The sequence below is a fragment of the Streptomyces sp. NPDC002680 genome (assembly GCF_042889145.1).
In the GTDB taxonomy this organism is placed as follows: Bacteria; Actinomycetota; Actinomycetes; order Streptomycetales; family Streptomycetaceae; genus Streptomyces; species Streptomyces adonidis.
This window is the reverse complement of sequence record NZ_JBIAQP010000017.1, coordinates 153492-165731: the sequence shown is the minus strand read 5'-3', so window position 1 is coordinate 165731 and position 12240 is coordinate 153492. Positions and strand designations below refer to the sequence as shown.

The following is a 12240-nucleotide window of genomic DNA, read 5'->3' as shown; positions in this document are numbered from 1 at the left end:
GGGTGATCCGCTCACTGTGCGCGGAGCGCGTCCGCGGGCGGGGTGCGCAGGGCGTGGCGGGTGGGGAGTTCGATGGTGAGGAACGCCGTGGCGGTCACCGTCAGGGCGAGCGCGGGCAGCAGCCACACCGGGCCCGCCGGCCAGGGGCGGCCGAGGAAGCCCTGGCCCAGGAGGGCGAGGGGTACGGCGGACAGCAGCAGGGCCGTGGTGAGCGCGGTGGCCGCGGTCACCGCCGCCTCGCGGCGCATCATCGCGCGGATCTGGCGGGGCGTCGTGCCGTTGAGACGCAGGGCGCCCAGTTCGACCCGGCGCTGGGCGGTCGCGGCGACGAGCTTGTTGGCGATGCTGAGCAGCAGATAGACCAGCAGGACCACGATCAGGGCCAGGTTGATCCACACCTCCGGCGGCGCGTCCGCCAGCCCCTTGCCGGAGGAGACCGGGTCGGTGTCCTCGACCGCGAGCCCCGGGCGGGACGCGGCGAAGGCGGCCACGGCCTGCCGGGCGTCCGCCGTACCGTCCGTACGGACCAGGATGCTCTGGTCGAGCCCGGTCGTGGTGTGACCGGCGGCCAGGTCGTGCGAGAGGACCACGTCGCCGAAGCCGAGGCCCCGGTCGTAGACGGCGACCACCTCGGCGTCGGCCTTCGCGCCGTCACCGAGCACGAGACTCACCCGCCGCCCCACTGCCGCGTCCCGCGAACGGGCGGCATCGCTGCTGACGGCGACGGTCGCCCCGGTGAGCCGGCTCAGACTCCCGTCCCGTACACCGAGGTCCAGGACGTCCGCCGCGTCCGGCGTGAGGATCATCGCGGAGCCGGACTCGGTCTGCGGATCGCCGAACAGGTCGTACGTCCACACCACACCGGTGTAGCTCACGGGAGCCGCCGCACGCACACCGCTGGTCCCGCGTACGTCGGCGAGCGTGCCGCCGGGCAGTCCACCCAGTCCCGGTGCGCTCAGGCTCTGTTGGGCGAGGGTGCCGGTGCGGGTGTCGTCGGCGGTGGCGGCCAGCACGGTGGTCTGGGTCAGGGTGTACGTCAGCACGAACACGACCGCCATGGCCAGCGTGCTGACGATCCCCGCGTTGCGCAGGGCGTAGGCGCGGACGTTGGCCATCGCCAGCCAGGTCGGCGCGGAGGCCCCGGAGCGCGTCAGCCGGGCCGCCGTGTCGCCGATGCCCCGCACGAGCGCCGGACCGGCCATGGCCAGGCCGATCGCGCCGAAAATGCCCGCCAGGGAGGTGGCGGTGGCGCCGAGGACCGTACGGGAGAACAGCGGCAGGGCCGACATGGCGGTCGCGGCGACGATGACGAGAACGCCGACGCGCGTCCGGATCCGCGAGGGCTCACGCGGCTCGCTGCGCGACTCGGCGACGGCCTCGGTGGCCGGCATCCGCGAGGTACGCCACGCCGAGCCCCGGGCCGAGACCTGCACGACCAGGCCCAGCAGAAGGATCGTCGCGAGGGCGGGCAACGGGCTGAAGGTGAGCGGGAGTTCGGCGGGTACGACCCCCCGGTCCGCCAGTAGTTGACGGAACTGTCCGGCCAGCAGATAGCCGAGCGCCACACCGGGTACGAGGGCCACGGCCGCGACGACGCTCGACTGGACGGCGGCAAGTCGCCTTATCTGCCGGGGAGTTGCTCCCACGGCCCGCATCAGCGCCAGCTCCCGACGCTGCCCGGCGATGGACACGGCCAGCGCGCTCGCCATCACGAACCCGGTGATCAGCAGGACGATCCCGGAGAGCGACCCGGCGAGGAGTATCAGGAGGGAACGGGACGCACCCGCCCCGGGCGAGACGAGATCCCCACGATCACCACCGGTGACCACCTCAAGTCCGGTGCCCTTCAACTTGGTTCGGACTTCGGCGGCGACCTTTTCCTCGGCGCCGGGGGCAGTGCGCAGGGCGATGAGATCGACGGTTCCGGCGCGGGGGCTGGTGGTGCTGGTGCCTTCGCTGGGGGCGGTGGTGGCGCCGTCTCCGGTACCGCTCGCGCCGGCGCCGCTCCCCCCACCACCCCGCCCCGCCAGCCGTACGGCCGTCGTGTCGGTGAAGAAGACGCCGGCGTCGGTGTCCGGTGCGTCGATGATCGCCGAGACTCGGTACCCGGTGGCCGGGCGGGCGTTCGTCATCACCTGGACGCTGTCTCCCAGCTCGACGCCCGCCGCCGTGGCCGTGGCGCTGTCGACGGCGATCTCGTCGGCACCGGCCGGCCCTGCACCCTCCACCCGCGCGCCCTCCAGCAGCTTCACCGAGGACCAGCCGTGTCCGGCGACCCGGGGATCCCCCGCCGGTACGACCCGCCCGTGGGCGTCGATGAGCGCGGCGGGGAAGCCGAGGTCGCCGACGGCGTCGGTGACACCCGGCAACTCCGCCAGGTCGCCGACCAGTTGGGCCGGGACGGTACGACGCTCCGGGAGCGCCAGGGGCAGGTCTCCCGGCGGATGGAACTCCTGGTCGGCGGCGACGATCACGTCCGCACCGGCGAGCCGGCCCGCCGGGAGGTGGGAGCGCAGGCCGGACTCGGCGAGGACGCCGGTTCCGGTGATCAGGGCCGCGCCGCCGAGGACCGCGCACGCCACGGCGATCAGCGCGGAGATCCGGTGCCGGACCATCTGTACGGCGAGACCGAGCATGCCAGTCATGGCATTCATGGCTTTCATGGGTCAGACCTCTCCCAACTCGACTAGACGGCGGGCCAGTTCGGGGGCGGTCGGCGCGTCGAGGGCCTCGACGACCCGGCCGTCGGCCATCACCAGCACGTGGTGCGCACGGGCGGCGGCGGCCGGGTCGTGGGTGACCATCACGACCGTCTGGCCCAGGTCGTCGACCAAGTCCCGCAGCAGGTCCAGGACTTCATGGGCACTGCGCAGATCGAGCGCCCCGGTCGGCTCGTCGGCGAACACGACGGCCGGTCTGGCCACCAACGCCCGTACGACGGCGGCCCGTTGCTGCTGACCGCCGGACAGCTCGGCCGGACGGTGGGCGAGCCGGTCGCCGAGCCCGACCCGCTCCACCAGCGTCCGCAGCCAGTCCCGGTCCGGCGTACGGCCCGCCAGGCGCAGCGGCAGCGTGATGTTGTCCTCGATGCTGAGCGAGGGGATCAGGTTGTACGCCTGGAACACGAACCCGACGCGCTCCCGGCGCAGTTCGGTACGGCGGGTCTCGTTCAGTCCGGCGATCTCGTGACCGTCGATCCGGACGCTGCCCGAGGTCGGGGAGTCGAGCCCGGCGGCGCAGTGCATCAGCGTGCTCTTGCCGGATCCCGAGGGGCCCATCACCGCGAGGAACGTGCCGCGCCGCACGGTCAGCGACACCTCGTCGAGGGCGCGTACGCCACCCGCGTACTCCTTGCCGACCCGGTCCAGGACGATGGCCGGCGCCGACGCGTCGTACCCGGTGGCCGCGGGGCGGCGGGTCCGGGCGAACACGGGGCTCATCGACGGCCCCGCAGGCTGCGTACGACAAGGGTGCCGCCGGCGAGCACGGTGACCGCGCCGCAGGACAGGTTCACCCAGGTGTGCGCGCCACTGAACGAGGCCGCCATGTTGGCGACCGCACTGAGCACAACCAGGATCCAGAGCAGGCTGCGGGCGATGTCCGCGCGGGTGGGGGCGGTGTCGCGCCGCTGGTGAAGGGGGTGGGGGTCGGTGTTCGTCATGGGGTTCGTCATGGGTTCCTCCCGAGGTCCGCTGTCGTCACCGACGCTATGGATCGGGACCCCCTCGGGCCGATCCCGCAGCCCGCCCGGTTCGGGGTACAGCAGGCTGTACTTTCCGGCCCCTGGACCGACGGCCAACGGGCCTACGCCATAAGGTCCTTCGCAACGAAGGGAGGGCGCATGGCCGTATCGCGAGACACCACGGCCGGTGACCGGAGCGCGGAGTTCGAGGACTCGGGGCTCAGGGAGACCGTCGTACGGAGTCTGCGTGCCGCGCGTGCCGCGATCGGGGAGTTGGCGTCCGGGCTCGGTACCGCACTCCCCGCCCTGCTTCTGCTGCTCTGGCTCGCCGTCACCGCCGTGACCAGTGTGGTCGGCGTCGGGCTGCTCATGGTGCCCGCGCTGCTGCGCGCCCTGCACCGCCTCGCCGGGCGGGAGCGGGCGCGGCTGGGGCGGCGCGGGCCCGAGGTCGTCGCGCCCGAGACTCCGCCGACGCGGCTGCGGCCCGCCCTCGTCGACCCCACCACCCGGCGGGAGCTGCGCTGGCTGGTGCGGCACGCGAGCCTGGGGCTGGTGCTGGGGGTGCTCGGCGTGCTGCTGCCGCTCGTCGCCGTGCGCGACACCCTCTTCCCGCTGTACTGGACGTTCATGCCGGGCAACGCCACGGCCACGTCCGTCGGTTACGGCAACGCGCACTCCTGGCCGGACGCCCTCGCCGTGGCCATGCTGGGCCTGGGCTGGGTCTTCATCATCCTGGGGCTCGGTCCGGGCATGGCCCGGCTCCAGGCGCGCCCCGGGCGTGAACTCCTCGCGGCCGGACCGGAGACGGATCTGTCCCTCCGTATCGTCGAACTCACCGCGACCCGCGCCGCCGCGCTCGACGCCCACGCCACCGAACTGCGCCGGATCGAGCGGTCGTTGCACGACGGCACGCAGAACCGGATCGTCTCCGTGACCGTCCTGCTCGGCGCCGCCCGCCGGATGGTGGCCCGTGACCCGGCCGGCGCCGACGAACTCCTCGAACGCGCCCAGTCCGCCGCCGAACAGGCCCTGGCGGAGCTGCGTACCGTCTCCCGGAGCATCCTGCCGCCGGTGCTCGCCGACCGCGGTCTCGCCGGGGCGCTCTCCGGGCTGGCCGCGAACTGCGCGGTGCCCTGCCGGGTCGACGTCGACGTGCCCGCTCGCTGCGCCGCCTCCGTCGAGGCCACCGCCTACTTCGTCGTCGCCGAGGCCCTGACCAACATCGCGAAGCACAGCGGCGCCACCCACGCCACCGTCACCGCGTACAGCCGGGGCGGCCGTCTCGTCCTGTGCGTCGAGGACGACGGCCGGGGCGGCGCCGACGAGGACGGCGGCTCCGGACTCACCGGCATCCGCGGCCGGATCGCCGCGCACGACGGCACCCTCTCCCTGGCCAGCCCGCCCGGCGGCCCGACGACCCTGAAGGTGGATCTTCCCTGTGGAGCATGACCGTACGGATACCGGTATGCGGATCGTGATCGCCGAGGACGACGCCCTGTTGCGCGAGGGCCTCGCCCTGCTGCTGCGCGCCGAGGGGCTCGACGTGGTGGCCACCGCGGGCACCCCCGACGAGGCGCTGGCCGCCATCGACGCGCACAAGCCGGACGTCGCGATCCTCGACGTACGGATGCCGCCGACCCACACCGACGAGGGGATCGTCGCGGCGGTCGAGGCCCGGCGCCGCCGGCCCGACCTGGCCGTCCTCGTACTGTCCGCGTACGTCGAACAGAGCTTCGCCACCGAGTTGTTGGGCGGCGGCGTGGGCGGACTCGGCTACCTCCTCAAGGAACGCGTCGGCCGGGTCGAGGAGTTCCTCGACGCCCTGCACCGGGTGGCGTCCGGCGGCACCGCCATCGACCCCGAGGTCGTCGCCCAGCTCTTCACCCGCTCCCGCCAGGACACCCGCCTCGACCGGCTCAGCCCCCGCGAACGGGACGTGCTCGCCCTGATGGCCGAGGGCCTCGGCAACACCGCCATCGCCGAACGGCTCGTCGTCACCGAGGGAGCCGTCCACAAACACATCCGCAGCATCTTCGCCAAGCTCGACCTGTCACCCACCGACCAGGTGGACCGGCGGGTGGCGGCGGTCCTGCGCTATCTGGAGGATCTGCGCCGACTGGGGTGACCGCCGCCCACAGCTCGTCCCCGATCCCGGTCAGGGTGTGGGCAGTTCACGCAGGGCGGGCAGCAGTTTCCGCTCGGCCCACGGTATGCGCAGCGACGACTCCCCGGTCCGCCACGCGCCGAGGAGACGCTCGGCCAGGCGGTCCTCCAGGTACGTGGTGGCGTCCGCCCCGAAGGCGACGTCGCCTTCCAGGTGGGGCTCCTCCTCAAGGAGGCCCGCGACGACCTCGTGGCGGACGACCTGTTCGTGCACGGCGTCGGCCTCGACGTGCTCGTCGTAGAAGTGCTCGGCGGCCGGTCCCGCGCCGGTGCGCCGCATGGCCTCGGCGAGGCGCCGTGACCCCGGGGACGAGGTGATCTCGACGGCGGCGAAATGTCCCACCAGGGCCCCTCGCAGGGCGCGGTGCAGGCCGAACAGGGACATCACGTTCACGGTGGCGAGGGCTTCGGCGCCGGACGCGTCGAGATAGTGCCCGTACGAGGTGTCCAGGCCGAGGTCCGCCATGAGGTCGGCGAACAGACGGGCGTGCACGCGGTCCGCGCGGCCGCCGCCGAACTCGTCGAACTCCACGGCCGCCATTCCCGCCTTCGCCCTCCCCCACAGCCGGGGCAGCACCCAGGCGTGCGGGTCGGCCTCCTTGAGGTGGTAGAGCGACCGCTGGGCGGCGTACTCACGCACCTGCCACAGCTCGCCCTCACTCCGCAGGAAGTGGCTGACGCCACTGCCGTCGACGGGTTCGACGAGCAGTTCGGCCAATGCCTCGTCGGCGCGTTCGCGCGCGGGCACCTCGTCGCGCAAGGCCCCGAGAAAAACCTTTTCGGCAGCGGCTCTGACCCTGAGCAGGTCGGGGTCCCATTCACGGTCGGCATCGACGTCCGCGAATCCCCGGTAATGCAGCTCGTAGCACATATAAAGGGCCAGCTGCAGATCTTCTCCGAACGGGGTGGCGTCGAAAACCGTCTTTTCGTCCGGGAGCGGCCCCCTGTTCCGTACGTATTCGCCGACCGCCGCCGAGACAGGGCCGCGGGCGGACGGCAGGGGCGGCTCTTTCGGTGGGGGGCGCATGGGCACCGAGTACCCGCGATCGGACCACTCACCTGCGCCGTCGCGAAAAGTCGGGCGCCGGCATGACCAGGCTCTTTCGGGGAACCCGGCGGGCGTGACCGATCTCGATCCGTTCACCGACCTGATCGACTGTCCCTTGTACGTCGTGACCGTGGAGGCCGGCGGTGAGCTAGCGGGCTGCCTGGTCGGATTCGCCTCCCAGTGCTCGATTCGGCCCGCCCGGTTCGTGGTCTGGCTGTCCAGGGCCAACCGGACGTACCGGGTGGCCGTGCGCGCCGAGCGGCTCACGGTCCATGGTCTGCGCCGCGACCAGGAGCGGCTGGCCCGGCTCTTCGGCGGCGAGACCGGCGACCGCACCGACAAGTTCACCGACGTCGCATGGCATCCGGGACCGGCCGGGTCGCCGGTCCTCGACGAGGCGCCCGTCTGGTTCGTCGGCCGCGTGGAGAGCCGGATCGACGGCGGCGACCACGTCGGTTTCCTCCTGGCTCCGGAGGCGGCGGAGAACTTCGTGGGCGATCGCGCCACTCTGCTGTCGCTCAGGGACGCGCGTGGCATCACCCCTGGTCACCCGGTGGACTGACCGCCACCTACGTGAGAGCCCCGGGACTCCTGACGAGTCCCGGGGCCGCGATGCTCGGAGCGGGCTCCGGTCAGGCGTGCGGGCCGCCGAACGGCGTACCCCTGCCGTAGTGGGTGCCCAGCTCGTCGTGGTAACCCTGGTTGCCGAGGTGCTTCTCGCGGTCGAACTCCGGGGCGTCCTTGATCTCCTGCTTGGTGAGACCGACGAAGATCTTCCGCTCGTTCGGGTCGATACCCACGACCGTGCTCGCCGGGAGCAGGACCTCCTTGCCGAAGATCCACACACCGGTGTCCACCACCAGGTACGCGGCATCGGCGTCGTCGGAGTGCTTGTCTACCTTTCCGATGCTGCCGTCCGTGGCCTCGACCTTGTACCCGATCAGGTCGACGCCCGCCTGACGGCCCGCGGTCGAACCGTAATTCCACATATTCCCGGTCACGCGAAAACAACTCCTCCGGTAAACAGAGGACGGCGAGAATTCCCGCCGCTCCTCCTTTTTCCGTACATCCTTTTCCGTGCATCGTGCACGGCGGTTTCTGTGACCGCCTTTTCTGCGAGTGCCCTACGTCCGGGGTCCCACACACACGGGAAATGGCGGCGGGCGGTGAGACGGTTCACCGACGTGGTTGTGCACGTCGCGTGAAAAGCTGGGTAGGAGATGTGTCCGCAAGGAGAGATGTCCAGGTGGCGCGGAACGCGGGAGGACGCAGTGGACGTGGACTGGGGCCGGTTCGCGCAGCAGATGGCGGCGATGGCACGGGACCTCCTGGCACAGGAATCGGTGGAGGCAACGCTCGACCGGATCACCGCGTCGGCCACCGAGCTGGTGGACGGGTGCGACGCGGCCGGCATTCTCGTGCTGCGCGACGCGAAGGTGGAGACCCTCGCTCCCACGCACCGGCTGGTCGTGGACAGCGACCTGCTGCAACAGCGGCTGAGCGAGGGGCCGTGCTACGACGCCGCCCGTACTTCGCAGGGGGAGCGCGTCTTCCGCATCTCCGACCTCACCGTCGAGCACCAGCGCTGGCCCGCCTACGCCCCGCAGGCCCGCGCGCTCGGTGTGGGCAGCATGATGGGCTTCCTGCTGTTCACCGAGGACGAGGACCTGGGCGCGCTGAACCTCTACTCCCGCGAGCCCGGCGCGTTCACCGAGACCAGTGAGCTGGTCGGCTGGCTGCTGGCCTCGCACGCCGCGGTCGCCTTCGCCAGTGCCCGCACCCACGCCCAGATGGAACAGGCCGTCGCCACGCGCCATGTCATCGGCGAGGCCATGGGCATTCTGATGGGGCGCGACCACGTCACCGAGAAGGAGGCGTTCGACATGCTGCGCCACTCCTCACAGGTGAACAACGTGAAGCTCCGCGAGGTCGCCCAGCGGGTGTGCGAGAAGGGCAGCCTCCCGTAACCCTTCTCTCGTTACGTCTGCTGCCAGGGGGTACTCGGGAGGTGCTGCCGTGACTCGTGTGCGTGCAGCGGGCCGCCAGTCCCCCGACACCGGAGCGAACGTGCGAGCACTCGTCGTCAACCGCACCCCCAGGAAATCCCCGAGCCGTCGCGGACACGTGGCTCGCGTGGCTGAGGAAGGCAGCATGACGACCGAAGCCCTCACCGCCGCTCCCGGCCTCCGCTGCTGGGTCCCCCGGGGCGTGTACGCCCCGCAGACCGACACCCGGCTGCTCCGGCGGGCGATGGGCCGCGAGCGCATCACGGCGGAGACGGACGTACTGGATCTGGCCACCGGAAGCGGTCTGCTCGCGGTGGAGGCGGCCCGGCTCGGCGGCCGGGTCACCGCCGTCGACATCTCCTGGCGGGCGCTGGCCACCACCCGGCTGAACGCCCTGCTGAACGGCGAGACCCTGCGGGTGCGCCACGGCGACCTGGCGGCAGCCGTACCGGGCCGCCGGTTCGATCTGGTGGTCACCAACCCGCCCTACGTACCCGCGCCGGGCACCGTGCCGGCCCGGGGCCCCGCCAGGGCCTGGGACGCCGGACGGGACGGCCGCCTGCTGATCGACCGCATCTGCGACACCGCGCCGACGGTGCTGCGGCCGACGGGGGCGCTCCTGATCGTGCACTCCCATCTGTGCGGCATCGACGCGACGCTGACCCGGCTGAAGCGGGCCGGGCTCCGCGCGAAGGTCGTCGACCGGGCCCTGCTGCCCTTCGGCCGTGTGCTGCGGTCACGGCTCACCTGGCTGCGCGAGCAGGGCCTGACGGCCGACGGGACGACGGAGGAGCTGGTGGTGATCCGTGCCGAACACGCCTGAACGCCCCCGCCGAGTCCGCGTCCGCGTGCAGCGGGACGGGCCCCTGCTCATCGAGGGACCGGTCGAAGTGGTGGACGAGGACGGCGAGTCGACGGTCTCCGACCGCTTCACGGTGGCGGTCTGCACCTGCCGCCGCAGCCGCGCCTTCCCCTGGTGCGACACCAGCCACCGCCGCCGCACACCGCCCGACGCGGCCGAGGGCAAGGCAGGCGAGGCCGCTTCCCAGTGACTTCCGCAACTCGCCGACGGAACTCGTCGCTCACCCCGTCCTCGCCGCTGCCCTTCGGGGACGGCGGCGGCCAGTAACCGCAGGGTGGCATCGGAGCGGCCCCGACGGGCGTTGCCACGTGCGAGCCGCCAGATCCCGCTCCCGGCCCGGTGCCGGACCGCCCAAGTCGCCCTGCGTGTCCACTTCATGACACGGCGAGTGCCACACCAACGGCGAGTCGCACCCACTGACGGCGACTTCACTCAGGTTCGGTCTGTGTACTGCCGTGGGCGGGGAGCGAGTCGCCTCGGACACCCTGTTCCCCGTCGTTTCCCGTCTGCCGCACCACGGTCCCCCGGCCGGTGGGCGCCGCTCATGGCGCCACCGGCGTGGAGGGGTGGGCCTCCGCTGTCAGAGGATCGGACCAGGGCCGCCGAAGGTGCCGGGACCGCGGGTACCGGGACCGGGGGCGCCGGGCATGTCGCCGGGGCTGCCGGACGGGCCGGGCGTTCCGGGCGTACCGGGGTCGCCGGACTCCCCGGGCCGGATGCGGCCCCGCCAGGCGCCCGTCTCTCCGCCGCGCTCCTCGATGTAGTCCTTGAAGCGGCGCATGTCTCCCTTGACCCGGCGGTCGATCATGCCGAGCGCGTCCGCGCCCTTCTCGGCCATACCGCTGGGCTCGACGTCCATCGTCAGCTCCACGCGGGTGTGCGTGTCGTCCAGGCGCTCGAACCGGACCGAGCCGCGCTGCTCGGTGTCGCCGCCGACGGACCGCCAGGTGATCCGGTCGTCCGGCAGCTGGTCGACGATCTCGGTGTCGAACTCGCGCCGCACCCCGCCGATCTTGGTCGTCCAGTGGTTGTGCCGGTCGTCGAGCTGCCGCACCTCCTCGACGCCCTCCATGAACTTCGGGAACTCCTCGAACTGGGTCCACTGGTTGTAGGCGGTGTGGACGGAGACGTCCACGTCCACTGCTTCCTTCACCGTGCTCATGCTGTCCTCCTCATACATTCCATTCGAGTGATTCAAGCTGTTTGCACTGTTTGAACTTTTCACATCGTTCGCGGTTTTTCTCCCGCACAGCGCCGGGTACCCAGACCCACGGAATGAAGACCTCCCTGCCGAGGCGTATCGCGGATCACGAGGGGCGCTCGGCCGGCATGGGAACACGCTCGTCCACGACCGGCTGCTCCGTAGCCCTTCGACTACGCAGAGCAGGCGGTGGTTCGAGCCGTAGTTCCCCGGTCGTAGTCCGGACCTCTAACCCCGGTTGTAGAGCGGGGTCTTGAGATCAGTTCATGAGTCGATGTTCTACCGTGTCCGTTCTCCAAGAATGTGTGGACCTAGCCAGGACACGAGCGACTCAGGAGTCTGTGATGAGCACCAAGACGGGACCGCAGCGATTCCCCGGCGCGAGCCGGGCGAACTGGTACCAGGACGACTTCGGCGGTGACCCGATGCAGGTCGACGTCGTCGTCCTGCACACCACGGAGGGTCCCACCCTGCCCGGGTACGACGGCGGCTCCTCCGCGCCGAACCTGACCGCGGTCCCCGACCTGACCGCCAAGAAGCTGAAGTGGTACCAGCACTTCGACATAGAGACGTCCTCCAGAGCCCTGGTCAACCTGCGCGGCGGCGTCGAGACGAACACCCTCAACGTGTGCCAGGTCGAACTGGTCGGCACCTGCGACCCGAAGACCCACGCGAAGTGGCAGAAGTCCGGTACGGCGCACATCTACTGGCCCGACGCGCCCGACTGGGCCCTCCAGGGCGTCGCCCGCTTCCTGGCCTGGATGCACGAGGAGCACGGCGTACCGCTGTCCGGCCCCAAGTCGTGGCCCGCGTACCCCACTTCGTACGGTGCGGGCGGCCAGCGGCTGACCGCCGCGCAGTGGACCGCCTTCAAGGGCGTGTGCGGGCACATGCACGTGCCCGAGAACGTCCACGGCGACCCGGGCGCGATCGACTTCGCCAGGATCGTCAAGTACGCGAAGGCCGAACTGGACCTGGACGACGACACCCCGGCGACGAGCACCCCGGCCAAGCCGGCGGTCCCCGCGTTCCCGGGACGCAAGTACTTCGTCGCCGGGGCCTCGAACGCGTACGTCCTCCAGCTCGGCAAGCAGTTGGTGAAGCGCGGCTTCGGCGACCACTACAAGGTCGGCCCGGGCAAGTCCTGGGGCGAGGCGGACCGGCTGAACGTCCGGGACTTCCAGAAGTCCCAGAAGCAGCTGCGCGGCGACGCCGACGGCACGCCCGGGCCGCTGACCTGGCGTCTGCTGTTCTCGTAAACCTTCAGTACCTTCAGTA

Annotated in this window: 13 protein-coding genes; 7 read left to right on the top strand and 6 right to left on the bottom strand. The window is 71.5% G+C overall.

Going from position 1 to position 12240, the window contains the following annotated elements:
• Positions 1-11 precede the first annotated feature (11 nt).
• Genes ACFYXF_RS37220 through ACFYXF_RS37210 form a run of 3 tightly spaced genes read right to left on the bottom strand, consistent with a single transcriptional unit; the run spans position 12 to position 3673 of the window.
• Entirely contained in the window at positions 12-2636 is a 2625-nt protein-coding gene (locus ACFYXF_RS37220) for an FtsX-like permease family protein (RefSeq protein ID WP_389356475.1), read from the bottom strand.
• A gap of 30 nt (positions 2637-2666) precedes the next feature.
• A complete protein-coding gene (locus ACFYXF_RS37215; RefSeq protein WP_389356386.1) occupies positions 2667-3440 on the bottom strand; it encodes an ABC transporter ATP-binding protein in 774 nt (257 codons plus the stop codon).
• Complete coding sequence (locus ACFYXF_RS37210; RefSeq protein ID WP_389356385.1) at positions 3437-3673, bottom strand: hypothetical protein; 237 nt, start codon at positions 3671-3673, stop codon at positions 3437-3439. The genes ACFYXF_RS37215 and ACFYXF_RS37210 overlap by 4 nt, the downstream gene beginning before the upstream one ends.
• 168 nt (positions 3674-3841) lie before the next feature.
• Here ACFYXF_RS37210 and ACFYXF_RS37205 point away from each other — a divergent pair, with 168 nt between their 5' ends.
• Together ACFYXF_RS37205 and ACFYXF_RS37200 are read left to right on the top strand one after the other, a co-directional pair.
• Positions 3842-5131, top strand: a complete 1290-nt coding sequence (locus ACFYXF_RS37205) for a sensor histidine kinase (protein WP_389356384.1) — start codon at positions 3842-3844, stop codon at positions 5129-5131.
• A gap of 16 nt (positions 5132-5147) precedes the next feature.
• Positions 5148-5807 (top strand): response regulator transcription factor, encoded by a 660-nt coding sequence (locus ACFYXF_RS37200; RefSeq protein ID WP_389356474.1) that lies wholly within the window; start codon positions 5148-5150, stop codon positions 5805-5807.
• Positions 5808-5837: 30 nt separating this feature from the next.
• Here the strand turns inward: ACFYXF_RS37200 and ACFYXF_RS37195 are convergent, their stop codons facing one another.
• The gene (locus tag ACFYXF_RS37195) at positions 5838-6872 is read right to left on the bottom strand and encodes an iron-containing redox enzyme family protein (protein ID WP_389356383.1); all 1035 of its coding nucleotides are present in this window, start codon (positions 6870-6872) and stop codon (positions 5838-5840) included.
• A gap of 94 nt (positions 6873-6966) precedes the next feature.
• On the opposite strand from ACFYXF_RS37195, the gene ACFYXF_RS37190 reads away from it, so the two are divergent.
• Entirely contained in the window at positions 6967-7455 is a 489-nt protein-coding gene (locus ACFYXF_RS37190) for a flavin reductase family protein (protein WP_389356382.1), read from the top strand.
• Positions 7456-7525: 70 nt separating this feature from the next.
• Here the strand turns inward: ACFYXF_RS37190 and ACFYXF_RS37185 are convergent, their stop codons facing one another.
• Entirely contained in the window at positions 7526-7894 is a 369-nt protein-coding gene (locus ACFYXF_RS37185) for a PRC-barrel domain-containing protein (RefSeq protein ID WP_389356381.1), read from the bottom strand.
• Between the two features lie 237 nt (positions 7895-8131).
• On the opposite strand from ACFYXF_RS37185, the gene ACFYXF_RS37180 reads away from it, so the two are divergent.
• From ACFYXF_RS37180 to ACFYXF_RS37170, 3 genes are all read left to right on the top strand, one after another.
• Positions 8132-8860 carry a GAF and ANTAR domain-containing protein gene (locus tag ACFYXF_RS37180; protein ID WP_389356380.1) on the top strand — a complete coding sequence of 243 codons (729 nt, stop codon included), beginning with the start codon at positions 8132-8134 and terminating at the stop codon, positions 8858-8860.
• 184 nt (positions 8861-9044) lie between these two features.
• On the top strand, positions 9045-9722 hold the full coding sequence (locus ACFYXF_RS37175; RefSeq protein ID WP_389356379.1) for a HemK2/MTQ2 family protein methyltransferase: 678 nt from the start codon (positions 9045-9047) through the stop codon (positions 9720-9722).
• Positions 9706-9951, top strand: coding sequence for a CDGSH iron-sulfur domain-containing protein (locus tag ACFYXF_RS37170; protein ID WP_389356378.1), 246 nt, complete (start codon positions 9706-9708; stop codon positions 9949-9951). Before ACFYXF_RS37175 ends, ACFYXF_RS37170 begins: the two co-directional genes overlap by 17 nt.
• Before the next feature lie 390 nt (positions 9952-10341).
• On the opposite strand, the gene ACFYXF_RS37165 is transcribed toward ACFYXF_RS37170, so the two are convergent.
• Positions 10342-10923 carry an SRPBCC family protein gene (locus ACFYXF_RS37165; RefSeq protein WP_389356377.1) on the bottom strand — a complete coding sequence of 194 codons (582 nt, stop codon included), beginning with the start codon at positions 10921-10923 and terminating at the stop codon, positions 10342-10344.
• Between the two features lie 383 nt (positions 10924-11306).
• Between ACFYXF_RS37165 and ACFYXF_RS37160 the strand changes: the two genes are divergently transcribed.
• Positions 11307-12221, top strand: coding sequence for a peptidoglycan-binding protein (locus tag ACFYXF_RS37160; RefSeq protein WP_389356376.1), 915 nt, complete (start codon positions 11307-11309; stop codon positions 12219-12221).
• Positions 12222-12240: the final 19 nt, after the last annotated feature.